This window comes from Arthrobacter sp. APC 3897, from assembly GCF_030407495.1.
Lineage (GTDB): Bacteria > Actinomycetota > Actinomycetes > Actinomycetales > Micrococcaceae > Arthrobacter_B.
The window spans coordinates 58,996-83,214 of sequence record NZ_JASDDG010000004.1 but is presented as its reverse complement, the minus strand read 5'-3'; the positions used below and the strand labels follow the sequence as shown (position 1 = coordinate 83,214).

General features: G+C 60.7%; 21 protein-coding genes, 1 other RNA gene and 2 pseudogenes. 20 read left to right on the top strand and 4 right to left on the bottom strand.

The features are described 5' to 3' along the window. Window positions 1-16: 16 nt before the first annotated feature. Window positions 17-901: a glycosyltransferase family 2 protein gene (locus QMA10_RS03565; RefSeq protein ID WP_290166255.1), complete on the bottom strand. Its 885-nt coding sequence runs from the start codon at window positions 899-901 to the stop codon at window positions 17-19. A gap of 256 nt (window positions 902-1,157) precedes the next feature. Here QMA10_RS03565 and QMA10_RS03560 point away from each other — a divergent pair. The 10 genes and pseudogenes from QMA10_RS03560 to QMA10_RS03515 form a co-directional block, all read left to right on the top strand. Further along, window positions 1,158-1,658, top strand: a pseudogene (locus QMA10_RS03560) (CpaF family protein); the annotation flags it as partial. 68 nt (window positions 1,659-1,726) lie between these two features. Further along, window positions 1,727-4,048 carry a restriction endonuclease gene (locus QMA10_RS03555; protein WP_290166254.1) on the top strand — a complete coding sequence of 774 codons (2,322 nt, stop codon included), beginning with the start codon at window positions 1,727-1,729 and terminating at the stop codon, window positions 4,046-4,048. Window positions 4,049-4,280: 232 nt separating this feature from the next. Next, on the top strand, window positions 4,281-5,135 hold the full coding sequence (locus QMA10_RS03550; protein ID WP_290166253.1) for a hypothetical protein: 855 nt from the start codon (window positions 4,281-4,283) through the stop codon (window positions 5,133-5,135). An 856-nt stretch (window positions 5,136-5,991) separates the two neighbouring features. After that, the gene (locus tag QMA10_RS03545; RefSeq protein ID WP_290166252.1) at window positions 5,992-7,908 is read left to right on the top strand and encodes a hypothetical protein; all 1,917 of its coding nucleotides are present in this window, start codon (window positions 5,992-5,994) and stop codon (window positions 7,906-7,908) included. Window positions 7,909-8,960: 1,052 nt separating this feature from the next. Then, entirely contained in the window at window positions 8,961-9,143 is a 183-nt protein-coding gene (locus tag QMA10_RS03540) for a hypothetical protein (RefSeq protein WP_290166251.1), read from the top strand. Window positions 9,144-9,323: 180 nt separating this feature from the next. Next, window positions 9,324-9,827 (top strand): annotated as a pseudogene (locus QMA10_RS03535) (type II secretion system F family protein); the annotation flags it as partial. Between the two features lie 26 nt (window positions 9,828-9,853). After that, window positions 9,854-10,075 carry a hypothetical protein gene (locus tag QMA10_RS03530; protein ID WP_290166250.1) on the top strand — a complete coding sequence of 74 codons (222 nt, stop codon included), beginning with the start codon at window positions 9,854-9,856 and terminating at the stop codon, window positions 10,073-10,075. Then, the gene (locus QMA10_RS03525) at window positions 10,072-10,485 is read left to right on the top strand and encodes a TadE family protein (RefSeq protein ID WP_290166307.1); all 414 of its coding nucleotides are present in this window, start codon (window positions 10,072-10,074) and stop codon (window positions 10,483-10,485) included. Before QMA10_RS03530 ends, QMA10_RS03525 begins: the two co-directional genes overlap by 4 nt. Beyond that, complete coding sequence (locus QMA10_RS03520; protein WP_290166249.1) at window positions 10,448-10,909, top strand: hypothetical protein; 462 nt, start codon at window positions 10,448-10,450, stop codon at window positions 10,907-10,909. Before QMA10_RS03525 ends, QMA10_RS03520 begins: the two co-directional genes overlap by 38 nt. Further along, a complete protein-coding gene (locus QMA10_RS03515; RefSeq protein ID WP_290166247.1) occupies window positions 10,906-11,394 on the top strand; it encodes a pilus assembly protein TadG-related protein in 489 nt (162 codons plus the stop codon). Before QMA10_RS03520 ends, QMA10_RS03515 begins: the two co-directional genes overlap by 4 nt. A 35-nt stretch (window positions 11,395-11,429) precedes the next feature. Here the strand turns inward: QMA10_RS03515 and QMA10_RS03510 are convergent, their stop codons facing one another. Beyond that, entirely contained in the window at window positions 11,430-11,762 is a 333-nt protein-coding gene (locus QMA10_RS03510) for a hypothetical protein (RefSeq protein WP_290166245.1), read from the bottom strand. A 304-nt stretch (window positions 11,763-12,066) separates the two neighbouring features. Here QMA10_RS03510 and QMA10_RS03505 point away from each other — a divergent pair, with 304 nt between their 5' ends. From QMA10_RS03505 to QMA10_RS03465, 9 genes are all read left to right on the top strand, one after another. After that, window positions 12,067-13,725 (top strand): DUF2142 domain-containing protein, encoded by a 1,659-nt coding sequence (locus tag QMA10_RS03505; RefSeq protein WP_290166243.1) that lies wholly within the window; start codon window positions 12,067-12,069, stop codon window positions 13,723-13,725. Between the two features lie 56 nt (window positions 13,726-13,781). Further along, the gene (gene prfB, locus QMA10_RS03500) at window positions 13,782-14,900 is read left to right on the top strand and encodes a peptide chain release factor 2 (protein WP_290166239.1); all 1,119 of its coding nucleotides are present in this window, start codon (window positions 13,782-13,784) and stop codon (window positions 14,898-14,900) included. Between the two features lie 155 nt (window positions 14,901-15,055). Next, complete coding sequence (locus QMA10_RS03495; RefSeq protein ID WP_290166237.1) at window positions 15,056-15,823, top strand: SDR family NAD(P)-dependent oxidoreductase; 768 nt, start codon at window positions 15,056-15,058, stop codon at window positions 15,821-15,823. 179 nt (window positions 15,824-16,002) lie between these two features. Continuing rightward, complete coding sequence (gene ftsE, locus QMA10_RS03490; RefSeq protein WP_290166235.1) at window positions 16,003-16,812, top strand: cell division ATP-binding protein FtsE; 810 nt, start codon at window positions 16,003-16,005, stop codon at window positions 16,810-16,812. After that, the gene (gene ftsX, locus QMA10_RS03485; protein ID WP_290166233.1) at window positions 16,809-17,720 is read left to right on the top strand and encodes a permease-like cell division protein FtsX; all 912 of its coding nucleotides are present in this window, start codon (window positions 16,809-16,811) and stop codon (window positions 17,718-17,720) included. The genes ftsE and ftsX overlap by 4 nt, the downstream gene beginning before the upstream one ends. Before the next feature lie 53 nt (window positions 17,721-17,773). Beyond that, the gene (locus tag QMA10_RS03480; RefSeq protein ID WP_290166231.1) at window positions 17,774-19,174 is read left to right on the top strand and encodes a M23 family metallopeptidase; all 1,401 of its coding nucleotides are present in this window, start codon (window positions 17,774-17,776) and stop codon (window positions 19,172-19,174) included. Window positions 19,175-19,216: 42 nt separating this feature from the next. After that, complete coding sequence (smpB, locus tag QMA10_RS03475) at window positions 19,217-19,690, top strand: SsrA-binding protein SmpB (protein WP_290166229.1); 474 nt, start codon at window positions 19,217-19,219, stop codon at window positions 19,688-19,690. Between the two features lie 86 nt (window positions 19,691-19,776). Next, window positions 19,777-20,146, top strand: a transfer-messenger RNA (tmRNA) gene (gene ssrA / locus QMA10_RS03470). A gap of 354 nt (window positions 20,147-20,500) precedes the next feature. Further along, window positions 20,501-21,136 (top strand): uracil-DNA glycosylase, encoded by a 636-nt coding sequence (locus QMA10_RS03465; protein WP_290166226.1) that lies wholly within the window; start codon window positions 20,501-20,503, stop codon window positions 21,134-21,136. A gap of 87 nt (window positions 21,137-21,223) precedes the next feature. Here QMA10_RS03465 and QMA10_RS03460 read toward each other — a convergent pair whose 3' ends face one another. Further along, the gene (locus tag QMA10_RS03460; protein WP_290166224.1) at window positions 21,224-21,625 is read right to left on the bottom strand and encodes a hypothetical protein; all 402 of its coding nucleotides are present in this window, start codon (window positions 21,623-21,625) and stop codon (window positions 21,224-21,226) included. A 118-nt stretch (window positions 21,626-21,743) separates the two neighbouring features. After that, entirely contained in the window at window positions 21,744-22,235 is a 492-nt protein-coding gene (locus QMA10_RS03455) for a DUF1269 domain-containing protein (protein ID WP_290166222.1), read from the bottom strand. 263 nt (window positions 22,236-22,498) lie between these two features. Between QMA10_RS03455 and QMA10_RS03450 the strand changes: the two genes are divergently transcribed. Next, complete coding sequence (locus QMA10_RS03450; protein WP_290166220.1) at window positions 22,499-24,208, top strand: alpha-glucosidase; 1,710 nt, start codon at window positions 22,499-22,501, stop codon at window positions 24,206-24,208. The last annotated feature ends 11 nt before the right edge of the window (window positions 24,209-24,219 follow it).

Below are 24,219 nucleotides of genomic sequence, written 5' to 3'. Positions count from 1 at the left end.
GGCCGGGCGGCTTTCGTCACCCGACGATGTGACGGGTCATGTTCTGTGCCGTGTGCACCGAGGGACGCCGCAGGGAAGCCAGAAGCACCGTCAGGGCATTGAGCCTTGACGTCCAGTGGAGGCGGGCCGCCCGTTCGGCACGAGGCCAGCCCTGGTCCCGGAACCGGTCGGTTTGTTCCCGAAAGTACCGGCGCTCTTCGTCGAAGCGGCGTCCGTCTGCTGCCCGCACTGAAGAGTCAGACGATGCGTGGCGCCGGTATTGGAACGAAACGGCGTCGTCCACCACGATGGATCCGCCGGCCGCGGCAATGTCCACCAGCAGTGCCAGATCCTGGACAACATCAAACTCGGGACGGAAACCAAAGCGGGCAATGGCCTCCCGCCGCCAGGCCATGGCTGGAAAATAATGCCAGCCGGCCCTGAGGAGGCTGGCAGCCATCCGCTCACCGCCAACCAATGCCGGATACGGCCCGGAAGGGGCGGTCAGGGACTTCACGGAGTCGGTAAGAGTTTTGGCGCGGTGTCCTGTTTCGTTGATGATCTCCACGCCCGGCTGCGCCACTGAGGCTTCCGGATGCTTTTCCAGCAGGGCAACAACGTGCTCCAGATAGGACGGCAGCATAACGTCGTCGGCCCCCATGATGACGACGATCGGGGCCCGGGCCATGTCCAGGGCTTTCCGGTAGTTTCCATTGGCGCCGAGGTTGGTTTCGTTGCGCAGATAGGTGACGCGCGGATCTTCCAGCGACGCGAACCAGCGCTGCGGCTCCGGGTCCGGGTAGGCGTCATCCAGAACTGTCAGGCGCCAGTCCCCAAGGGTCTGCGCAAGCACGCTGTCCACCGCTGCTTTCATGAGCTTTACGTCGCCGTAGTAGGGCAACAGGATATCGACGGCATGCATGTCAGTGATACGTCCTCTCTCCGGTGTCCAAAGTCCCCTCGGGCTGGTCCAAGAGTAGGAGCGGGCTGCTGCACGGACAATGCCCCTGATCGGGAACGAGTAGGAACTACCTGCTTATCCACAGTTCCGAAAACACTCTCGTATCTGCCCGGTCAGTCTCCTAATCTGACCCCCGTGGCCGCAAACAGGCTGCACCAGTCTCACGGCCGGGATGGAAACAGCCGTCCTGTCCGTGCTTTAGTCCGGGGGAACGTTAGTGGACGCCGTTGCAATTGTGGAGGATGAGGTCCGGGAGCTGATCCGGCTGCGGGGCCTTGACCCCGCCAGCCAGCCCGCGGAGGTCCGCCGCCTCGTCGAGGACGCGGTGACCGATTACGACGAGCGTTCCCTCCTTGGCTCGCTGCCGCCGCTGGGTGCGCTGGAGCCTGCCCGCCGGCGCGTACTTGATGCCGTGGCCGGGTTCGGAGCCCTCCAGCCGTTGCTGGATGACCCCACGGTGGAGGAAGTCTGGATTAATTCACCCGCTGAGATCTATGCGGCACGCGACGGGCGGTCGGAGCTGACCTCGCTGGTCCTGTCCGCGGACCAGGTGCGGGACCTCGTGGAACGGATGCTCAAGAGTTCAGGCCGCAGACTGGATCTCTCCTCCCCGTTTGTTGACGCGTCGCTGCCGGACGGTTCACGCCTGCACGTCGTGATTCCGGACATCACCCGCCGCCACTGGGCGGTCAACATCCGCAAATTCATTGCTCGCGCCGTGTTGGGTACTATCTGATTTGGGCGGTGTGAATATCCGTTTGCTACCAGACGAGAAAGTACCAATATATGCCAGTCCGAAACGGTGCTGCGATCGCGGTGGCCAGTCCAAATTTTGCCCTTCATACGCTGGGCTGGCGAGCGTTTCAGGACCTATGTCTGGTTGTGATGCGCGAAGAGTTGGGCCAGACGGTTCAGTCTTTCGCTGACTCCAACGATGGTGGGCGCGATGGCGCTTTTGAGGGTGTGTGGAACCCAGATGGAGATCCTGCCAGCGCTCTAAGCGGAAATGTGGTCGTGCAATGCAAGGCAACGACTAGGGACGATGCTGCCATATCCCTTTCGCATCTCACTGGAGAGATCGATAAAGCCAGAAAGCTAGTCAAAGACGGCCGCTGTGATTCATACATCCTGATGACTAATGCAACAGTTTCGGGAGACGCCGCCGGAAAAATAGAGACGGCTCTCAAGTCTGCTGGGGTTCAGCATTTTATGCTTTTTGAGCGTAGCCGCATTAGCTTAGCGATTTCAAGTAATTCTAATCTTAGACGCTTTGTTCCTCGCGTGTATGGTTTAGGTGACCTCTCAACAATTCTCGATGAACGACGACACGATCAAGCGAAGGCCCTACTTGCCTCACTTGGTCAAGATCTAGCGACCTTCGTACCAACAGATTCCCACAGACGAGCTGTGGAGGCCGTACAGAGACATGGGTTCGTTCTTCTTTTGGGGGACCCGGCCTCAGGTAAGTCTGTTATAGCCTCAACTTTAGCTGCTGCCGCAATGCACGAGTGGGACTGCCTTGTCCAAAGACCAACCACCCCTGAGGCGCTAGTAAGCGGCTGGAACCCCCACGAACCAGGTCAGTTTTTCTGGCTCGACGATGTGTTCGGCTCTGTGCGGTTTGACCCATCGAAAGCGGAGAATTGGATTTCTCACGCCCCTGCGATCAGGGCCGCTATTTCTGGAGGTGCAAAGGTGGTCCTAACCTCGCGCGGATATATATGGAATGAAGCGCAGAGTATGGTCAAGACGTACACGTTTCCTCTATTGAAAGATAAACAAGTAATTATTGATCTTGCTGATCTGAGTCTCATCGAAAAAAAGCGAATGCTGTACAACCATATAAAACTGGGAAATCAGGACAGTTCCTTCAAGGAGGAGTTGCGCCCCTTCCTGCATGAAGTTGCAGAGCTATCATCGTTCAAGCCGGAAATCGCTCGGCGCCTAGGGGCGAAAGAGTTCACGCGAGGGCTATTGATCAGTCGGACAACAATCCACCGCTTCTTTGAACGTAACAACGAGTTTACTGCGGAGATTTTTGAGGCTTTAGATGTTCATTATAAGGCTGCATTGTCGCTTGTATATATGAGTGTCGACGGTTTACCGTCTCCGATACCAAATCTGGGCATATACCGAGAGATCTTGAATAATCTTGGAACCAATGTTGGCCAGGTCAGTGCCGCTCTGCGTGCTATGACGGGTTCCTTTGTTCGTTATGTCGAAAGCGTTGATGAGCCACACTGGCAATTCTGGCACCCAACCCTTAGGGAGGGATTTGCTGGATTGATCTCGAACGATCCGCAGCTCCTCGGCGTATTTGTGGAAGGATTGTCTCCGTCAAACATTGTTGAAAAGCTGAGTTGCGGGGGACAAAGAAAGAAGACCGGGCTTGGAAATGTTGTGAACGTACCTCGAAGTCTTTATAAAAACGTGGTCAAACGCCTCTGCGGATACGTTGCAGACAAGGACAACTTATCCTCCATTGGGCTTCAGGAACTACGGTATTCCAGCTTCCTCTATGAGGGGACTTCTGACGAGTTCCTTCGCCTGATGATCGAGGCGGACCCTTCTTTAGTCTCCCGGCTGCTACCGAGGGGCGAACGATTCGACCAGTCGATGGTGATAAGGCTGTGCGCCCGGCTGCACAGTTTGGGCCTGCTCGAGGAAGCATCCCGCACTTGGATTGTTCGCGAGTCGTCAGAGAGGGCCTTGGATGTTCCCGACGACAGCTGGCTCAGTGACCACGTTCTTAGCCTCCATACACATGAAGAGACATTGGCCCTAGTGGAACGTTTGCGGGAAGAACTGTTGCCGGATATCAATGGCGTTGTTAACTCTTGGTCCGATGATTGGAGTTCGGAAGATGATCCCGAAGAGTACTTCGCTCCATTAATCGAATGCTTCGACAACTACGGCGACTACTTCCAAGGTCTCGGAGATCCTTCGGCTACCAGAGAGTTCCGTAAGGCCTCGAAGTCTGCGGAAAGTGACCGCAACGACCTCATCGAATTTTATGAGCCTGCTCCTGAGGAAGATTGGGAGAGACCTTACGAGGAGCCTGGATCCACCGAGGACGGCCGGGATATGTTCGACGACGTACATCGATGACTAAGACCCGGGTGGAAGGTCGGTCACGACCTTCCCCACACAGTTGAACCATTGGGAGATCCTCGTCATGCACTGCATTTTGTGATACTCCGGCCTAGCGAAGTGGCGAGCAACTCCGGTGGTACTACAGGGCGTCAGCCCTGGTTAGTAGGCTTATGCGAGTGGACCTCAACCGGGGTGATCACTTCTACCGTGGAGGCTAGCTGCCGCCACGCAGAACTATGGGGGTATCTTGTCCGGAAGCATCGCACCTTGGACGCCGCTGGGGGCGTCTGAGGAAGAGGTAGAAGAGTTCCTCGCCCTCAGGGAAGGGGTGCCGCCCTATCTCTACGAATCCATAATCAGGTGGATACGCGCCCGCAAGGCTAGGGATCGTTGGGTGTATTGGGAATTTCTGGTCAATTTTCAAGCAGCGTCCAGGATGTCCTTAGGGGTTACTACCGGAATGTACACACCTGTCGACGACCTTGCGATCTTTCTTAGGACACTCAGCCCGGAGAAGATGGCTAACCTGCTGGACTACATGCTGGGAACTTTGGAGTCCTACCATGCTGATGATGAAGCCCAGGAGCTGGAAAAGTCTCTTGCTGCGGGTGGCTCCTCGTGGGCCGTGGGGGTGCGCGGTGGGCGGACTGGCCTCGTTGCCCGGATGCCTGCCTCAGTAGTTGATGTGGTCGCCTCCGTAACAAGTACCAGTGATAAGGCAGGGGCGAAGCTTTCCCAAGCTTGGGACAAGGCTTACGGGCCGGACGCTCAGCCCTCTGATGCGTATGTTGCGGCTGTTCGGGCAGTTGAGATTCTCCTCTGTCCCCTGGTTTCTCCCAATAACGACCGGGCTACTCTGGGCACGGCGATACGCGACCTAAGGAACCAAGGTGGTTCCTGGACCTTTGCTATGAAGCACGGGGACGGCACCGACACTTCCCTGGAGATTGTAGGGATACTGCAACTCCTCTGGAAGGGGCAGAACGACCGCCATGGCAGTGGCGAATACGCCGACGTGACAATCGAGGAGGCGCAGGCCGCAGTGCTTCTTGCCAGTACCATCGTCGGCTGGCTTGCTAAGGGAATGCTCCGACGGAAGTAGGTCCTGTAGCCGGGGGGACAATCAAACGACCTAGGGTGAGTTACGGGCCTGCCCATTTTCCGGAGATATGCACGACGCCGCGCCGTTGTGTCGGACAGGGTTGCTGTCTGAGCGAGCATGAGCGGGATGCACTAGACGTGCATCTCGCTTTTCTCGTCAGGGACAGGGGCAATACGGCAGATCCCAACGCGATCGCCGCGATCTGTGATGACTTCCGAAAAAGTTGGTTACCTTTTACTAGCCTCGATCGAGCGGGGGGGCTGACTCTGGGTCCAGCACTTCACGGACGAAAAGGAATCGGACTACCCGGCTCGCGGAACTTCGCATGCTAGGCGCCACTTCCATCGACTATCTGCGGCAGACCGATGGCGTTTGCATATCCGACATTTCGTTCTGCGGCAATCCCAAATGGAGGGACGCGTAGATCACTACGATAAGTGGTCTAACCCTGACTTGGCGGCAGTGTGGAAGGACACTGTATCGGGCGTTGGCCGTCCGCCCGTACTCCTCAAGGCCCGGCGACTGCCACGGAATGAATAGGTTGCGTTTCAGCATCCTCCGGCCTTCCCGGGATGTGCAGCGTCCATGCGAACAGTGCCCATGATGCGACATTGTCAACAACGCATACAGGTCGTAACCCCGTCCTCTGGCACACCTCAGGTGGCTGGCGCCTCCTGAGAGCAGCATAGGTCGTATGGGAGCGGCAGCTTTCGGGTATTAGTCGGCACTTCGCTTGCTGGTTTAATTCGCAATACGTCCCTGTCTGAAAGAAGGATACAAACTGTTGTATACACGACTGTCGCTTTATGGTCGAGGCAGAGATGAAGGCATTTGCGCTTTACAGTGAGCATGGAACGTGAAGGATGAAAAGCTTGTGATGATCGAATACAACGTCAGCGATCACTGGTCTGCTGACGATCCCGACTGGCTAAAAGCACTCGTTTCCTCATTCGATCTCCGCCGGGGTAGGAGCGTGATCCTTCCGCTCACAACCATCGTGAGTGAGATCTCAGAGTGGGTTCAACTCGCGCACGGCACCGAGGCTTGGAAGCCAAGACCGAACCGTGACTCGTTGCGGCTCGACCTGGATGAGTCCATGAAAGCGATAGGCCCATCGCTCAAAGCACACATCGCTATGCCACTGGTTGCATTTAGTGAGGCCTTTGATCGCCTAATCGGAAGTCTGAGGGTCGTCCTTGAGCAGCCGCCTGGCACTCGAACAGACTCCGTATGGACTGATGTAGACAGGACCGCAACCCATCTGCAGGAAGTGCTGGCCGAGGATGATGCAGCGCGCGCGAGTTGGGACGACCTAATTGCGGTGTCACAAAATAAAGCTCTGGTTCGGCGCGAGTATCGGCAGATTGTTGAGCTCCTATTCGATCAGCTGGAGCGACGAGGGATAAGAGCAGAACAAGCCGCGCGCGATCTCATCTCAATCGTTGCATTCGGTCGGGATCCCGAAGACTTTCCAAGCGGAGAGAAGGACACGCCTCTTGACCAGCGTCTCTTGAACGCAAGCGTCTTGGTGGGGACGCCGGTCGAAGTCCAGACCACCGTGGTCTGGTTGGCCTTCAAAGGACGCATGGACGTACGTTTCGACGCTGGGCGGGTTACGTTTTACATGGCGCGGTGGGCAATTCCGAACGCTGAGCCAGGCCGATTCGACTTCAACCATAAGGACGAGCTTTGGAGGCTTGTGCAACTTGGCAACAGCTTTCGCGTATCGGAGCCAGGGGACGAAGAAGATGGCGTCGATACCCTTGTGCGCGTTGATCTGGGCATAACCACTCCCGTGGGAGCATTGGAGCGAGCCATTGAGATCGTCGACATGATTCTGAGCGTTTCGATCCACCGTTCTGGTGGTAGTTTTCCGCAGCTCGCGCAATACGCGGTTCTTAGCTCGGGGCAGCCGCGGCGGTACGGGCGCTGGGCTAATCCAAAGCAGGCGAGCATCCCTCACGACCCTTGGGGGGAAGCCATGACTGCTAAAGCAATTGAGCGGCACGGGCCACAGATTGCGGAAGCGCTCGCTCGCGAAGAGTTGCCTCGGTTCCTGGCTGCGGCAATTCAGGTACAGAGCACTCTCGACCATCCGTTCAGTCGAGACATGGTTCTGCGTAAACCATCGGAGACAGACATCAGCAGCGTGGTTTCGCTCTCAGATCGCGTCGTTCAACACGTGGCATCACATGCAGCGATGAAGCCAAGCGATTTGTTCAAGCTCCTCGGCAAACAGTGGGCCCATGACCGATGGAATGACGACGTTCACCGCGCCGCTGCCATGTGTCTGGTCGGCCAAAATGGCCGATCCGAGCTGCATGATGAACTGATGTGGGAGTTGACGTCCGATCATCCGACGCAACCTCGCCTTATGATGCTCTCTGACCGGGCTAATGACTTCCTTTCTCTCTGCCGCCTCGAGCACGAGCGCTCCTGGATCGAGCGCATGTTTACGAGCATCAGTCATAACTCGTCATATGCCGCTCTCATTATTGACTACTCGGAGGAGGGCGCAGTCTTGGAGGCTCGCCGGAGCCGAGTGCGCAACGCATTGGTGCATGGCAATCCTGTGAGTTTCGCCGTAGTGCAATCAGTGCGCGAGTACGCAGAATTCCTAGGCAGGCGCTCACTCAATGTTGCGCTAGAGGCCTTCCTCGAGGATGCAGATCCCGCCACGGCATTGGCAGCCAGGACGGATGAGTTCCTGGCGATGCAAGCCGGGCAGGACGCTGCAAGCTTCTGGCTCGCAACAACCACCACGGAAGAATAAAAACGATTCCCATCGGAAACGTCGCAGTGCAGCTCCTGGGGCTCATCCCTCCCAAGCCGGTTCCTCGGGAAGGACTGTCTCACTCGAATGAGAGACCGAAGGCTTGCGATCGAGAAAGGCAAGGGGGTTCAAGGAAAGCTATCTGCTTCGCAGCGCGGGCGCACCAGTAAGCTGCATGAAGAAGTGAACGCGAAAATTTCAATCGTTATCATTCCGTGATCATTATCGGCTGGTTTGTACCGGATATCTACGCATGTCCGTAAGGGAGAGAACATCTCAGCCCGTCTGCCAGGAGTCGAAAGCTCCTCTGCAGTGGGTATCCCTCAACAAAAGCGGTGATATTCGATTGAAACGCCTCATCCTGCCTCACGGCATCAAACACCTCGGGCAGACCGTTGCCCTGGCGTGCACACCTTGGACCCGCAAGGGTTCGACAGAACAGATTACGGACAGGGCTGGGGTCCCGTTCTGGAACGTCCGCCTCAACTCTCTGCTGGGCGGTGAGTTTTGGGTTCGGGTGCCCTCGGCGCTCCAGCCCGTGGACTTGCTTCCATCTTACGTCCAGGTGGAAGGGATCACGGTATCGGCCTTCCGGGACGAGCTCAGCTTCGAAGCGACAAGTCTGACTGTCCTTCCCGAGTCGGTTGCAGGCATGGATGCGTAGCCCATGGGTCCTGGTGACGTCGGGCGTCTTCGCGCTCCTGCAGCTGGCGTTCTTCAACTGGAGGAATGATCTCCAGCCGATTCTTGGACTCGACCCGTGGGCCGAGTCTGCTCCTGCGTTCCTGGCCCTTCTCATCCTCACAGCGTGGGGCATTGTCCGTTGGGCCGATCACCTGAGGTTCAGGAAGGATGCTCCACTTCTCCGGAGGCTCTCTATCCGGGTACCTGATGGCCTTCGGGCATGCGGAATAGTCGCTCCGGCCAGGGTCGAGCGAGGGGAATCTCGACCTGGCATGCCTTTCAAGGTGCGTCCAGTGGTCAGGCGCATCAGAAATCGGAAGCTCGTAGGTTTGTCGGTGAGGTTGCCTGAAGGTTTGCGTAGGCAGGTATTGACCGATGAACTGCTGGCGGAGGCTGCCGGCTTCTACAGACGCCGGGGTGAGACGTACACGATCTGTGCCGATCCGAGCGGTGATCGCGGGCGTTGGTTCTTCTTCCAGGTGCTCGTGATCGATATCTCCGAGGTAGAACCGGCAAGCATGAGTCAGTGGACGGAGGAGGAGGGACACTAAGGAGCGTTAGCGACGGTGTGGCCTCCTCAGAGTCCACACCGTCCGTTCCTCCCCTCTAGATAGGCCCAGCAGGTGCTGTGGACCGGATCCGGTTTCCTGGGCGGCGGCCTGATCACGGTGTGGCTGGCCAGCATGGATCGATTGGGTGTGGGCGGTGTCATTTTCGGCACTGTCATGGGAGCGGTACTGGGGTTCATCCTCCGGGACTACCGTTTGAGCTCCCAGATCAAAAGCCGCGAAACCCGGATGCTCGCCGAGTTCCCCAGCCTGGCGGAGATGATGGCGCTTGCCGTGGGCGCCGGAGAAAGCGCCAACGGTGCGCTTGAACGGATCGCCCGCACCGCCAGCGGTGAACTGGCAGGGGAGTTTGCCCGCATCCTCGGTGAAACCCGTTCCGGAGTGCCCCTGACCATCGCGCTGCAGCACTTCTCCGATCGGGTTCGGCTCGCACCGCTGTCCCGGTTTGTGGACGGACTGACGGTGGCGATTGAACGCGGCACACCGCTCGCGGACGTCATGCGGGCACAGTCCCAGGATGTGCGGGACCTGGCCAAACGCGAACTCATGGAGAGCGCCGGAAAGAAGGAGATCGCCATGATGTTTCCCCTGGTTTTCGGTGTTCTTCCGCTGACAGTGCTCTTCTCGATTTTTCCCGGTCTGTCCCTCCTGGGAATCGGACTCTAGGACAACCCCTATGAAAGGAACATCCCATGCGCACCATTCACGTACCAGGGCTCCTGCTTCTGCTCGGCACCTCGCTGATCGTCCGCCTCGGCCAGACACTCAGGAGCGAGGACCGCGAACGCGGCGACGTTCCCGGGTGGGTCATGATCACGCTGATGTCGGCCACACTCGTGGCCGTGATCATGTTCCTGGCCGAAGAAGCGCTCCGCAACATGTTCAACGCGGCGATGGCCAAGGTCAATCCCTGACCGTCCAGCCGCCTCCTGCCCGCGGCCGGGACTCAGGATCAGCCGTGGTGGACTTTGTCATGGTCGGTGCGCTGGTGACCCTGCTGTTTATGTCGATTATCCAGCTGGCTCTGGTCCTGCATGTGCGCAATACGCTGATTGACGCCGCGGCTTCCGGTGCGCGGTACGGCACGCTGGCCGACCGCACCCCGGCCGACGGAGCTCAGCGAACCGCAGAGCTGATCCGGGTGGCGTTAAACGACTCGCTGGCTGAAGACGTGACCTACAGGGAAACGACGGTCAGCGGAGTCCGGATGCTGCAGGTCACGGTCCGGGCACCGCTTCCCGTGATCGGTTTCCTGGGGCCGAGCGACGGGCTGGAGGTGACCGGTCATGGGTTCTGGGGGCAGGAAGGTGCCGCCGCGGGCTGAGGGTGAATCCGGCAGCAGCGAAGAGGGCAGCGCGCTGGTGGAATTCATCTTCCTCGGACTGGTGCTGCTGGTGCCCGTGGTCTATCTCATTGTCACGGCCGGGCAGGTTCAGGGTGCAGCGTTTGCCGCAGTGGGCGCTGCCGAATCGGCGGCGAGGGTGTACGCCGATGCAGAGGATCCGGTCAGCGGCGAGCAGCGGGCCAGGGCGGCGGCTGAGCTGGCGTTCACTGATTTCGGGTTCGAGCCGGCAGGAATGCTGCTGGACATTTCGTGTTCGGCGGAATGCCTGGCAGCCGGGTCCACGGTGACCGCCCTGGTGCAATTCGACGTTCCGCTGCCCCTGACACCGGGAATTCCGGGGCTGGAATTTGCACCCGTGACCGTGGACTCGGCGTCCACCCAAGCAGTGGAACGCTACGGATGAGGAAAGCCGCGGATGCTGCTGCCGCACCAACAGACGTCAGACGGTCCATTCTTCGGGGAGAGGAAGGGCAGATCGGCGTGCTGATCATCGGTTACATGCTGGTCAGCCTGCTGGTGGTCTCCGTGGTCATGGGTGCCTCGGCCCTCTATCTGGGACACAAGAAGCTGCTCGCCGCCGCGGACGGAGCCGCGCTCGCGGCTGCCGATACCTTTTCGCTGGGGGATGTGGCCGCGCCGGGGGAGGGGCCGGCAGCCGTGCTGGCCCCGGGTGCGGTACAGACCGAAGTGAACCGCTACCTGTCACTGACGGACGCAGCAGAACGGATTCCGGGCCTGACCGTTGACTCTGAGACCGGAACTGCCGACGGCCGCACTGCCAAGGTTGTGCTGACCGGCGTCGTGCACCCGCCGCTGGTAAATTTCCTGGTGCCGGACGGCATTCCGATCACCGCCGTGAGCGAAGCAAGGGCACGTCTCAGCCAGTAGGCCGCAGATCCGGTGCGACTGGGACTTCGATAATGCTAGGACGCTTTGGCCTGGACCTCAGCAGCGGGCGGGTGGCCCCAGCCGCCGTGATCGACGTCGAGCAGTTCGCCGTCCTCCCCGTAGCACAGGGTCACCGGCTCGCCGTACTGGTCGCACTCCGGATCGGGGCAGCGGTCCGTCAGCGAGCCCTTATATTCGTCGGCGAAGGACAGGTCCCACTCGTCCATTTTTCCCAGTGCCCAGGGATCGCCTTCGGCGGCCAGCGCTTCAAGCTCTTCAAGGGAGTAGCGGCGTCCCGATTCGGGGTGGCGGACGGGCAGGGATTCGACGTCTTCGGCGACTGTCTCAGGTGCGTTGCGGTTGCTCACATTTGGCTCCTTCGGCATGTGCTGACACTTCCAATTTACTTCGATGCACCGGCGAAACCTGAAACGGGGAGTGCGCATGTCGGCCCCCGCAGCGTTCGGGCGGACAGGGGTTCAGGGGAGGCGGCTCAGATCCCTCCACGAACCGGCAAACAGGGCGTCCGGAGTGCACTGAGAGCAGCGCATGCCCGGAAATCTGCTGAACCAAGGCGTGACCCTGCGGCCAAGTAGACTGGACATCCTCCAAGGCATCGGACCCCAGCGCCGGGGGTCGACCGGACCATTTCACTGAGTAGGACACCGACGAATGAATGTGCTGCACCGCCGTGCGCGCCCACTGCCCATTGCCGGGAGGCTTTTTCTTCCGCTGACCTTCCTGGTCCTCGCCGCGCTGTCTACCCTGTGGGCGCTTGCCTCTCCGCTGATGGCGGTGCCGGACGAGCCGGCGCACGCCATCAAAGCAGCATCCGTGGTCCGCGGAGAGCTTCTCGGTGTCTCCGGCGGCGAGCAGGGGGACCGCGCCACCGTTCAGGTTCCGGGCTACATTGCCGACCTCCCGGCGCAGGCCTGCCACGCATACGACGGACGGATCACCGCCGACTGCGCCCCCGCGGTGGATGCCGAGGACACGGCAATGACTGCGGCCGAAACGAGCGCGGGCAACTACAACCCGATGTACTACTTCATGGTGGGCTGGCCTTCCCTGTTCATGTCAGGTGCCCCGGCGGTCTACGCCATGCGGATTGTCAGCGGAATCATCGGTGCCGCCTTCCTCGCCGTATCACTCGGGGCTGCTGCGCGCCTTCGCCGCCCCCGGTGGCCGGTGGCCGCCGCCATCGTTTCGATCACTCCCATGGTGCTGTTCCTGAACGGATCGATTAATCCCAACGCCCTGGAAATTGTCACCACTGCCGCGCTCTTCCTCAATCTGTGTGTTGTCCTCGAGAACAGCGCGGCGCTGAGGTCGGTGCGGACCAACATCATCCTGGTGGGACTCTCCGGAGCCGTCCTCGCCAACACCCGTTCGCTGTCACTGGTCTGGCTGGCCCTGGCCGTACTGGTTCCGCTCATCATGTACGGGTGGAAGCCGATGTTCGCCATCCTCCGGAACCGGCTCGGAATCGCCATGACCGCCCTGATCGGTGTTGGCTGCGTACTGGGTCTCCTCTGGGTGCTTCAGGCAGACAGCCTCAAGAGCCTGACCGGCCGTCCCATGGATCTGAGCCGCTGGGACGCGGCGCAGATCATGCTGGATCGAAGCTTCGATTATGTGTCCGGTTACATCGGCTACATGGGATGGCTGGATACGCGTCTTCCCATGGGGGTCTACATTTTCTGGCACGCCGCCATGGCAGCAGTCCTGCTGGCCGGGTTGGCAGCGCCGCAGCTGAGGGACCGGCTGGCGGTACTGGGTCTGGTGGCAGCGGCCATCGCACTGCCGCCTATCCTTCAGGGGCAGGTTATTGCACAGCTCGGCTGGATTTGGCAGGGCCGCTACCTGCTGGCGGTCATCGTGCTGTTGCTTCTGGCCTGCGGCGTAGCCTTCCGCACGGTTGCCTTCCCCACCGGCCCGGTAGCCCGCAGGGCCGGTGCGTGGCTGCTTGCCGGCACGGCTGCGGCGCAGCTCTACGCTTTCATTTACGTCCTCCGCCGGTACACCGTCGGGCTGGAGGAAAGTATCCGCTGGGCAGGCATGTTCGAGGACACGGTCTGGCAGCCGCCGTTCACCTGGCCCGTGCTCGTCACACTGTATGCGCTGGTGATGGCCGCCGCTGCACTCCTGGCCCACCGGTTCCTGTTCCATCCGATGCCCGAACCTGCCGCTTCGGCGGACGACGGCGGTCAGCCCGGTGTGGAGAACCCGGCTGTGCCGGGGCCGGCAATGACAAGTCCTGCTGCGGGGCCGCCAACAGGCTCCGCCGGGACAGGTGAACGGCTCCGCGGATCGGACGGAAACCGGAGCTAGCCCGGCGTAATCCCCGGAAGCGCTCGGCGGGGCGCATGGCGTAGGCTGTAAGAACCATGGCTGAAATTGATTTTCCCGCGGAGATCCGCGCCCTCAGGTCCACTTTTGCTTCCATCGAGGAGGTCTCCGATGTAGCCAAAATCAAAGAGGACATCGAAGAGCTCAGCGAAATGGCCGGCGTCCCGGACCTCTGGGATGATCCGTCCGAGGCGCAGAAGATTACCTCCAAGCTCTCGCACCGCCAGTCGGAGCTGGAGCGCCTGGAAAAAATCCAGTCCCGAATCGATGACCTCGAGGTACTGGTGGAACTCGCCCAGGATGAGGCGGACGCCGATTCCAAGGCCGAGGCCGTGACCGAACTGGAATCACTGCGCAGGTCCCTGTCCCAGCTCGAAGTGGTCACCCTGCTCTCGGGAGAGTATGACGCCCGCGAGGCCGTCGTGACGATTCGTTCCGGCGCCGGGGGAGTGGACGCCGCCGACTTCGCTGAAATGCTGCTGCGCATGTACCTGCGCTGGGCCGAGCGCCACGGTTACCCCACCACCGTCCTGGACACCTCCTACGCTGAAGAGGCCGGCCTGAAATCAGCCACCTTCGAGGTCAAGGCTCCCTATGCGTTCGGCACCCTGGTGGTGGAGGCGGGCACGCATCGCCTGGTCCGGATCAGTCCCTTCGACAACCAGGGCCGCCGCCAGACGTCTTTTGCCGCCGTCGAGGTGATCCCGCTGATTGAGCCCACCGACCACATCGACATCCCGGACAACGAGATCCGCGTGGACGTCTTCCGTTCCTCCGGCCCCGGCGGACAGTCAGTGAACACCACGGACTCCGCAGTGCGGCTGACCCACATCCCCACCGGAACCGTGGTTTCCATGCAGAACGAAAAATCGCAGCTGCAGAACCGTGCCGCGGCCATGCGCGTGCTGCAGTCCCGCCTGCTGCTGCTGAAGAAGGAACAGGAGGATGCCGAGAAGAAGGCGTTCGCCGGGGATGTCAAAGCCTCCTGGGGAGATCAGATGCGCTCCTACGTGCTCAATCCTTACCAGATGGTCAAGGACCTGCGCACCGAGCACGAGGTGGGCAACACCTCAGCGGTGTTCGACGGCGAGATTGACGATTTCATCGACGCCGGCATCCGCTGGCGCGCCCACGGCAGCGTGTCTGCCCGCAAGTAACGCCGGCCAAAACTGCTGCCAACGGCCCCGCTCTCCACGAGGAGGACGGGGCCGCTGTCGTTCAGGCAGCAGGACGCAGCCACCATTGACCCACAGGGAGCTGCGTCATACATTTTCCTGATCCGCCTTCGCTGCCTCTGGAAAAGGAGCAGGAAATGACTGCTGAAACACTTGGCGGCCCGTTGCTCGACGGGCGCTCAGCCATCATCACCGGTGCGGGTTCGGGCATCGGTGAAGCCTGCGCCAGGGCCTTTGCGGCGCTGGGGGCGAAGGTCACCGTTGCGGACGTCAACAAGGAAGCTGCCCACCGGGTAGCCGCAGACATCGGCGGGACCGCCTGGGAAGTGGACCTCAGCGAGACACGTCCCCTGGAAACCCTCGCGCTGGACACCGACATCCTGGTGAACAACGCCGGAATCCAGCGGGTGAGTCCGATTCATGAGTTCGATCCTGAAACGTTCCGCCTGATCCACCGGCTGATGGTCGAAGCACCTTTCCTGCTGATCCGCGCAGTTCTGCCGGGCATGTATGACCGCGGTTTCGGCCGGATCATCAACATCTCATCGGTTCACGGCCTGCGTGCATCGGCGTTCAAAAGCGCCTACGTCAGTGCCAAGCACGCCCTCGAGGGGCTCTCCAAAGCGGCGGCTCTGGAAGGCGGGCCGCGCGGAGTGACATCCAACTGCATCAATCCGGCCTACGTGCGCACGGCGCTGGTCGAAGCGCAGATCGCGGACCAGGCCAGGATCCACTCGATCCCGGAGGCTGACGTTGTTGCCTCTGTCATGCTCACGGAATCAGCGGTCAAGCGGCTTGTGGAGCCCGGTGAAGTCGCGTCCCTCGCAGCCTGGCTGGCGGGCTCCGCGGCCGGCATGGTCAACGGCGCCTCGTACACCATGGACGGCGGGTGGAGTGCGCGGTGAGGATCTGGTCCGCAACAGCCGCCCGGCAGCAGTAACTGCCCGATGCGCAAACGCTCCGACGGCGACACACCGGCCGGAATCGTCCTTTGTGGAAGGTGGCGCCGATATAGTCGAACAGCCGGCGCCCTTTTCCCAAACCAAGCCCCGTGTTCCGGCCGATTGATGGGCGCTAAGCAGACATGATCACTTTTGACAACGTCACAAAGGTCTACGACCGCACTTCCAGGCCGGCGCTGAACTCCGTGAGCCTCGAAGTGGACCGCGGCGAGTTCGTGTTCCTGGTCGGGGCGTCAGGGTCCGGCAAATCGACCTTCATCCGCCTGGTCCTCAAGGAGGAGCACGCGTCCCGGGGAACCGTTTACGTGGCCGGATCCAACGTGGCGAAGATCCCAAGCTGGCGGGTGCCGCGCCTGCGCCGCGGAATCGGCGTCGTTTTCCAGGACTTCCGGCTGCTGCCGAACAAGACAGTCTTCGCCAACGTAGCTTTTGCCATGCAGGTGATTGGACGCAGCCGGGCCGTCATTCGGGATTCCGTTCCCGAGGTCCTGAAAACCGTTGGCCTTGAAGGCAAGGACAACCGGTTGCCGCACGAACTCTCCGGCGGTGAGCAGCAGCGCGTGGCTATCGCCCGCGCCATCGTCAACAAGCCCGGCATTCTCCTTGCCGACGAGCCCACCGGCAACCTGGATCCCAAAACGTCGCAGGGGATTATGAAGGTCCTGGACCGCATCAACCAGAACGGAACCACCGTGGTGATGGCCACCCACGATGACGACATCGTCAACATGATGCGCAAACGCGTGGTCGAGCTGCACCACGGCAAAATAGTGCGCGACGAGCGTGAAGGCATCTACCTGGGTGCACCCCAGACGCAGCAGGGACCTGTGATTGAGCAGGCTGCCGTCATCAAGACGGCCGACGGGGTACCGGCCGACGGCGTCCGTTCACCGGGAGGGACCGGTACAGCGGGCACGGGGGACGCCGAATGAGGCTGGCATTTGTCCTGGGAGAAATCGGTTCCGGTATCCGCCGGAACCTGTCCATGGTGGTCTCGGTCATTCTGGTGACCTTTGTATCCCTCACCTTCGTAGGCGCGGCCGGACTCCTGCAGCTGCAGATCGGCCAGATGAAGGGTTACTGGTACGACAAGGTGCAGGTGGCGATCTTCCTTTGCGGAGACACCGTCACCACCGCTTCCTGCGCATCAGGGGCAGTGACCGATGAGCAGCGGGAAGCCATTGAAGAACAGCTTCAGTCACCGGCGTTCTCCCAATACGTGGCATCGGTGGATTATGAGGACCAGTCCACGGCGCTGAGCCATTTCCGTGAGCAGTTCGCGAACTCCCCGCTCGTTGATTCCGTGACTGCCGAACAGCTGCCGGAATCCTTCCGCGTATCCCTCGTGGACCCGGAAAAATACGAAGTTATCGATGAAGCATTCTCATCGATGCCGGGAGTGGAAACCGTCAGCGATCAGCGTGAGCTTTTGGAGAAGGTCTTCTCCTTTATGAACATGGCATCATTGATTGCCCTGATTATCGCGGGCGTCATGCTGGTCTGCGCGATTCTGCTGATTGCCACCACTATTCGCCTCTCAGCCTTCAGCAGGCGGCGTGAGACCGGTATTATGCGGCTGGTGGGAGCGTCCAAGGCCGTCATTCAGCTGCCCTTCGTCCTGGAAGGGGTCATTGCTGCTGTCATTGGCGCCGTGCTGGCATCGGGTACGCTGTGGGCAGTGGCACACTTCTTTATCGGTGCGCTGGCCGAGGCATATCCCGCAACTGCGTTCATTTCCGCGCAGCAGGTACTGGTTTTGAGTCCGGTATTACTCCTTATTGGGGCTTTACTGGCCGGTGCATCCTCGCTACTGACGCTTAGACGCTACTTAAGGGTTTAGAGTGTTGCTCACTTTGAAGAGAAAGCTGACAGACTCCATGGACGGTTCTATCAATGGTTAGTGCCCAGCCGGCCGCGAGGCCGGTCCTGCGCAAGACCACGGCAGGCGTCGTTGCCTCAGCCGTACTCGCCTTGACGCTTGCTTTTAACGGAGCTGCCTCCGCCGACGAGCTGGACGACCGCAAGGCTGCCATCGAGGCTGAACAGCAGAAGGTTCAGGAAACGTACGAGTATCTGGATGCTGAAACCAGCCGGAAGGTCGCCGAGCTGGCGATCTACCAGCAGCAGCTCCCCGCAGCCCAGAAGGCACTGGCAGATGCGGAAGGCAGAGTTCCTGCTGCGGCCGGAAAAGTCAGCGCTCTTACCGACCGGGTTGCGTTGGCGCAGGAGACCCGCAACACCATTACTGCTCAAATCGAGCAGGATCAGGCGGCCATGGATGACACGGAAAACGTCATCGGGCAGATTGCCGCCCAGGCTTACAAGAGCGGCGGGGTCCCCTCCAGCTTTTCGCTGATGCTGGGTGCAGACGGTGCAGACAGCCTGACCGACTCCATGGGTCTGGCGGAACAGGTGCTGCGCAACCAGAACGCCGCGATGCAGCAGCTCTCCCAGCAGAACGCCACCAACCTGAACTCCGAGGCACGTCTGGAGGCCGTGGAAGAGGAGATCTCCAACCTGAAGGCCCAGGCTGAAGCAGCACTGGTGCTGGAGCAGGAAGCCCGGGACTCCGCTGCGGCGGAAAAAGCCAAAGTGGATGCGCTGATTGAGCAGACCGCGGCTGCGAATGCGGCTCTGGAAGCGCAGAAGCCCGCCATTCAGGCACAGCTCGCCTCCCTGGAGACGGCCAAAGCCAAGGCGACGGCGGATATCGCCGAGCGCCAGCGCCGCCTGCTGGAGGAGGCGCGGAAGGCTGAGGAAGCACGGATCGCCGAGGCCAACCGGCGTGCAGCCGAAGAAGCCGCCCGCAACAACCGGCCCGTGCCCCCGGCGGAAGTGCCCTCCGTAACGCCCACCAATCCTTCGGCCTTCGGTCTGAGCCGCCCCGTGCAGGCATCCATCTCCTCCGGGTTCGGCTGGCGTGCTACGCCTCCGGGCAGCATCGATTTCTTCGGGACCGGCGGATATCTGCACTCCGGAATCGACTTTGCCGCCAGTTGCGGCACCCCTGTTTATGCACCGGCATCCGGCGAAGTGTGGCGCGCAGACCAGGGCCAGTCCGACGGCATGATTGGCACCGGCAACCGGGTGGTCCTGAACCACGGTGTGATCGGCAACAGTGCGCTGGCCACCAACTACTACCATCTGACGAGCTTCGTCGTTTCTCCGGGTCAGTGGGTGGACGCCGGCCAGTTGATTGGCTACGTCGGCACCACCGGCAACTCCACCGGGTGTCACCTGCACTTCGAGACCGTGCTGAACGGTGCGCTGGTTGACCCCATGGGCCTGCTGTAGGCCTACAATAGAGTTTTCCGTTTATCGACAAGGAGTTCCCCCGTGCCCAAAGAAAGTGGCCGTAAGGTTGTGGCCACCAACCGCAAGGCCCGGCACAACTATGAAATCCTCGATACTTACGAGGCCGGCATGGTTTTGATGGGTACCGAGGTCAAGTCACTGCGTGAAGGCCGTGCGTCACTGGTGGACGGATTCGGCACCTTCTACAACGATGAGCTCTGGCTTGAGGCAGCGTATATTCCGGAGTACCTCAACGGCAGCTGGACCAATCATTCGGCCCGCAGGCGCCGGAAACTCCTGCTGCACCGCGAACAGCTGGACAAGATTATGCAGAAGACGCGGGAATCCGGTTTCACGATCGTCCCCCTTCAGCTGTATTTCCTGGACGGCCGGGCGAAGGTGGAGATTGCCGTTGCCCGGGGCAAGCGCGACTACGACAAGCGCCAGACCCTGCGGGAGAAGCAGGACAACAGGGAAGCGCTGCGCGAGATGCGGGCGAAAAACCGCGGCGCCTGACCCGCCGTCACACATGGGCTACACTTAACGCACCGGTCGGGCTTGCCTGCCGGTTTTGGAAAGTACATATGGGTTAGCAACACATTGGGGATGACAGGTTTCGACGGTGTTTGTCGAGACAGGTGAAGCGGGCCGAGGATACAGGGTTATCTCGTAAACGCTCCTTGTAAAACAATAAGTGCCGATTCAAAGCGCACTGACTTCGCTCTCGCTGCCTAAGCAGCGGGCATAGTCCGTCAGCCCGGGAATGCTCTCGTCCCGGATCCTGGCGTCATTTAGAGGGCCACTGCTGAGTATGCTCGCCGTTGGCGTGCTCGGGACTTTTAGACGGCTGGGCCCGGATCAGCTGCTTGTCTGCATGACAGCTGGGGCCGAGAAATTCCACCGCAGACTGCGCCCGGAGAAGCCCTGACAACACGACATCGGACGGGGGTTCAATTCCCCCCATCTCCACCCAATAACAAAGAAGCAGGGACGCTGCCCAAAGCAGCGTCCCTGTTTTTTGTGTTAACGGGCTGTTTGTTCCGCCGCGGGTGCTGATTGCCGCTCGGGGGGAGTTCTTGGTCACAGCACCCCGGTTTTTCCGTCCCCGTCCTGCAGAGCCGGGAAGGAGGGGCGGCTGGAATTGCTAGACTTGCAGGAGCCGGAAACCTGTTGCCAGGAACCGCGTCCGGCCTTCCGCCGCCGGCGGTCCCCGAATACAGGCGCATGACAGCGCTGCGGGACACGGCAGCACCCGCCCGTACGCGCTCCGTCCGGGCACACGAGCTATAACCGGTCGATACGACCTTGTAGGAGACGCACCACCTTATGCAAAGCCTGGACAATGGAACACAATCCGAAGAACTCTGGAACCGTCGCTATGACGACAACGTAGCTGAGGTTAATCAGCTCTGCGATTCACTCAAAGCGCTGAAGCCGGGCACCGAGGTGCCGTACGTTGATCCCATGCACGACGTGGGCGAGACCCGCATTGTGAGTCTTTACTCCAACATTGGCACGGCCCACAAATCGGGCTTCATCACCGCAGGTGACGACGACGCCGTCGCCCGCCTTCTCGGCGTCCACTGGCAGGTTGGGCTGCGCCCGGAGTACGTCATGCCGTGGAACACCTACCCCTGGTACGTGCCCGGCGAGGCTAACGGCAAACTGACCAAGGAACAGATCCAGGAAGGGCTCAAGCCCCTTCTGCGCTTCCTCGCACTGGTACCCCGCGCCTCGGTGATCGTAGCCCACGGTACTGAGGCCCAGCGTCTGTGCGCCGCCTTCCTCAAAACCGAGAACCGGATGATCTACCGGCGCAGCTTCAAGATTTACAAGGCCCGCTCCGTTGACGGACGTGCGTTCGGCGCTACGGCGGAACGTCAGGAAGAGGGCCTGGCGGCCATGCGCATCGCATATAAGGATGCGATGGCTCGCACTGGCCTGGCCATTCCCGGCAACTGAGGGGCCCGCGTCCCCTGAACCATGAAAAGACCAGGTGCCCCGGAAGGGGCACCTGGTCTTTGCTGTCCGGGGGAGAAACCCCTGGCGTCAGTAGCTGTCCGAAGATTCCGGCCGGCGGGGAACCTGATCCGCCGGCACATGAACGTACCCGGTGAAACGGGTTCCGATGCCGTCGTATTCTCCGAGCGCGTGCCCGGCAGGTACCGGGGGAAGTTCGGAAAGGGTGTGGTCGGCGCAGGCCAGGAAGGAAAACTCCGGCCACCACTTCTTGGGGCGGGCTTTTTCGCGGTAACCGCACACCTCGCACTCCAGGTCCACCCAGACGGGCCGCTTGCCCGTCCGGTTTGCCCGGGACTGGAGCAGCCACCCGGGCGGGTCCGTCTGCAGGCGGTCCAGCTCCTCCTCGCTAAGGCGGGCAGGGATACCATGGCGTGCGGCCATCTCAACGGGGATATCTAAAGCAAGTGCAGCTTGGCGTCTCGTAATCATCCCCATCAACGATACGGGAACCGGGACGGAGCCGCTCCACGGGCCCGCGCACACGCGAAGGCCGGACTGTCACGCAGGACAATCCGGCCCCCTCTTTTTCAGGGCTTCGTCGAAGGAGCTAGTCCGAGAAGGCCTGGCGCAGGTTGGCTTCCTGCTCCTTGGAGAGGTTGGTGAAGATCAACTTCGCATCGGGGAAGCTGCTCTTGAAGGCATCCAGAACCCGGTCCTCCACCGCATCCGATGTGAGGACAAACAACGCCGACGTTCCCGGAGTGACTTCGCTGCGCACCTGCTTGATGAAGTTATCGTCAATGCCCACGTCAACCATGGAAGCGGAGAGCGCACCTACCGCTGCTCCCACTACCAGGCCAATCAGGGGAATGAAGAAAATCAAACCGAACAGGAGGCCCCAGAAACCGCCGCCCAGTGCGCCGGCCCCCACCAGATGATGTTCCTGATGGGTGCGGGGCTTTTTCTTATCTGCGGGCCAACTTACGTAGGCCTCATCCTGGACATTGATCAGGCCCTGCGACTGCAGGCTGGAGAGTGTTTCGGTTGCTTGTTCGGCAGCACCTGAATCCGGAAATTTCCATACGGTCAGTGTTGTCATGGCGTTGTCTCCAAACATCGGGATCCGGAAATCGTCCACCGTAAGGGGACGAAGTAGCGCCCACACTAACGACGCCCGATTCACGGGGGCAAGGAAATTGGCCTGACCGGGAGGGCACACTAGTGGAGTAGCGGGAACCCCTGTCTGCCGGCCGGACTTCGACGTAGAATGCACCCATTCCCGTGTCTGCATCATTCCCCTGGTCGGACGGCAGCAGGACCGCCCGCGGCCGGTCTCCGAAGGAACCAGCGAAAGGCGTCACGATGAGCGATCCGGACCAGCCGGCATGGTGGACCAATGCCGTTGTTTATCAGGTCTATCCGCGCAGTTTTGCTGACAGCACCGGCACCGGCACCGGTGACCTCGCGGGAATCACGGCGCGGCTGGATTACATCGCCGAGCTGGGCGTGGACGTCATCTGGCTTTCGCCGGTGCATCAGTCGCCGCAGTTCGACAACGGCTACGACATCAGCGATTATCGGCGCATTGATACCCTGTTTGGCTCCGAAGAGGATTTCGATGAGCTGCTTAACGGCATCCATGTCCGGGGCATGAAGCTCATCATGGACCTCGTGGTGAACCATACCTCCAGCGAGCACGAGGCGTTTCGTGTTTCGTCACGGTCCCGGGACAACGAGGAACGCGAAACCTATTGGTGGCGTGATCCCCGGCCGGGTTTCGAACCCGGAGAGCCCGGGGCCGAACCCAATAATTGGGGCTCGCACTTCAGCGGCTCTGCCTGGACCTACGATCCGGTGACCAAGCAATATTATCTGCACCTCTTCACCCCGCAGCAGCCCGATCTCAACTGGGAGAACCCGAGGGTGCGGGAAGGCGTCCATGACGTCATGAACTGGTGGATTGACCGGGGTGTGGACGGGTTTCGAATGGACGTCATCAACTTCATTTCCAAGGATCCTGCCTTGCCGGACGGCGTGGTGGAGCCCGGGGGAGTGTGGGGCGACGGAGCTCCCTACTTCACCTCCGGCCCCCGAATCCATGAATTCCTCCAGGAGATGCGGCGGGCCGTTTTTGCGAACCGCACAGGGGACTACCTGACCGTCGGCGAGACTCCAGGGGCCACCGTTGAGCAGGCACTGCTTTTCACTGATCCGCACCGCGGGGAGCTGGACATGGTCTTTCAGTTTGAACATGTCAGTCTCGACCAGAGTCCAGGCAACAAATGGGACTACCGGAAACTGGATCTGAGGGACCTCAAGACAAGCTGGAACCGGTGGCAGCGGGGGCTGGCGGAAACGGGCTGGAACAGCCTGTATCTGGGAAACCATGACCAGCCGCGCCAGGTCTCGCGGTTCGGAGATGACGGAAAGCACCGCTATGAATCGGCAACCCTCCTGGCCACCCTGCTGCACCTGCACCGGGGAACACCCTATATTTACCAGGGCGAGGAGCTGGGGATGACCAGCGCCGGGTTCACCTCCATCGATCAGTACCGCGATGTGGAATCCCTGAACTTCTACGCCGATGCCCTCAGCCGGGGGTCCGCCCCCGAGGCTGCCCTTGCTGCGCTGGCGGCCATGAGCCGGGACAACGCCCGCACCCCCATGCAGTGGAACGGTGAAGCGAATGCCGGATTCACCACCGGAACACCGTGGATTCCGGTGAATGCGAACTACCGGCACCTCAATGCGGAGGAAGACCTGGCCTCCGAAAGGTCCGTCTACCGCTATTACCAAAAGCTGATTCGGCTGCGGCACGAATCCTCCGTGGTGGCACTCGGGGACTTCCACCTGCTGGATCCTGAACATCCCACGCTGTACGCGTTCCGGCGCGGCCGCGGAGACCAGCAGTTCCTGGTGGAATGCAACGTGTCCGGCGAAGCCCTGGACCTGCCGTCCAACCTTGGCAGCGGGGATCTGATCCTGGGCAATTACCCGGAACCGGGGGATCCGCACCGCCTCCGCCCCTGGGAAGCACGGATTCTGGATATTTCCACCTATGAGGCCGGGTAGCCGGATTTCTG

Bases quoted from the DNA above. Each gene is read 5' to 3' on its own strand.
- QMA10_RS03495 (WP_290166237.1), top strand. From the start codon at position 15,056: ATGACTGCTGAAACACTTGGCGGCCCGTTGCTCGACGGGCGCTCAGCC.
- ftsX (WP_290166233.1), top strand. From the start codon at position 16,809: ATGAGGCTGGCATTTGTCCTGGGAGAAATCGGTTCCGGTATCCGCCGG.
- QMA10_RS03450 (WP_290166220.1), top strand. From the start codon at position 22,499: ATGAGCGATCCGGACCAGCCGGCATGGTGGACCAATGCCGTTGTTTAT.
- prfB (WP_290166239.1), top strand. From the start codon at position 13,782: ATGGCTGAAATTGATTTTCCCGCGGAGATCCGCGCCCTCAGGTCCACT.
- QMA10_RS03515 (WP_290166247.1), top strand. From the start codon at position 10,906: ATGAGGAAAGCCGCGGATGCTGCTGCCGCACCAACAGACGTCAGACGG.
- QMA10_RS03520 (WP_290166249.1), top strand. From the start codon at position 10,448: ATGGGTTCTGGGGGCAGGAAGGTGCCGCCGCGGGCTGAGGGTGAATCC.
- QMA10_RS03480 (WP_290166231.1), top strand. From the start codon at position 17,774: ATGGTTAGTGCCCAGCCGGCCGCGAGGCCGGTCCTGCGCAAGACCACG.
- QMA10_RS03505 (WP_290166243.1), top strand. From the start codon at position 12,067: ATGAATGTGCTGCACCGCCGTGCGCGCCCACTGCCCATTGCCGGGAGG.
- QMA10_RS03465 (WP_290166226.1), top strand. From the start codon at position 20,501: ATGCAAAGCCTGGACAATGGAACACAATCCGAAGAACTCTGGAACCGT.
- QMA10_RS03460 (WP_290166224.1), bottom strand. From the start codon at position 21,625: ATGATTACGAGACGCCAAGCTGCACTTGCTTTAGATATCCCCGTTGAG.
- QMA10_RS03530 (WP_290166250.1), top strand. From the start codon at position 9,854: ATGCGCACCATTCACGTACCAGGGCTCCTGCTTCTGCTCGGCACCTCG.
- QMA10_RS03565 (WP_290166255.1), bottom strand. From the start codon at position 901: ATGCATGCCGTCGATATCCTGTTGCCCTACTACGGCGACGTAAAGCTC.
- QMA10_RS03455 (WP_290166222.1), bottom strand. From the start codon at position 22,235: ATGACAACACTGACCGTATGGAAATTTCCGGATTCAGGTGCTGCCGAA.
- QMA10_RS03555 (WP_290166254.1), top strand. From the start codon at position 1,727: ATGCCAGTCCGAAACGGTGCTGCGATCGCGGTGGCCAGTCCAAATTTT.
- ftsE (WP_290166235.1), top strand. From the start codon at position 16,003: ATGATCACTTTTGACAACGTCACAAAGGTCTACGACCGCACTTCCAGG.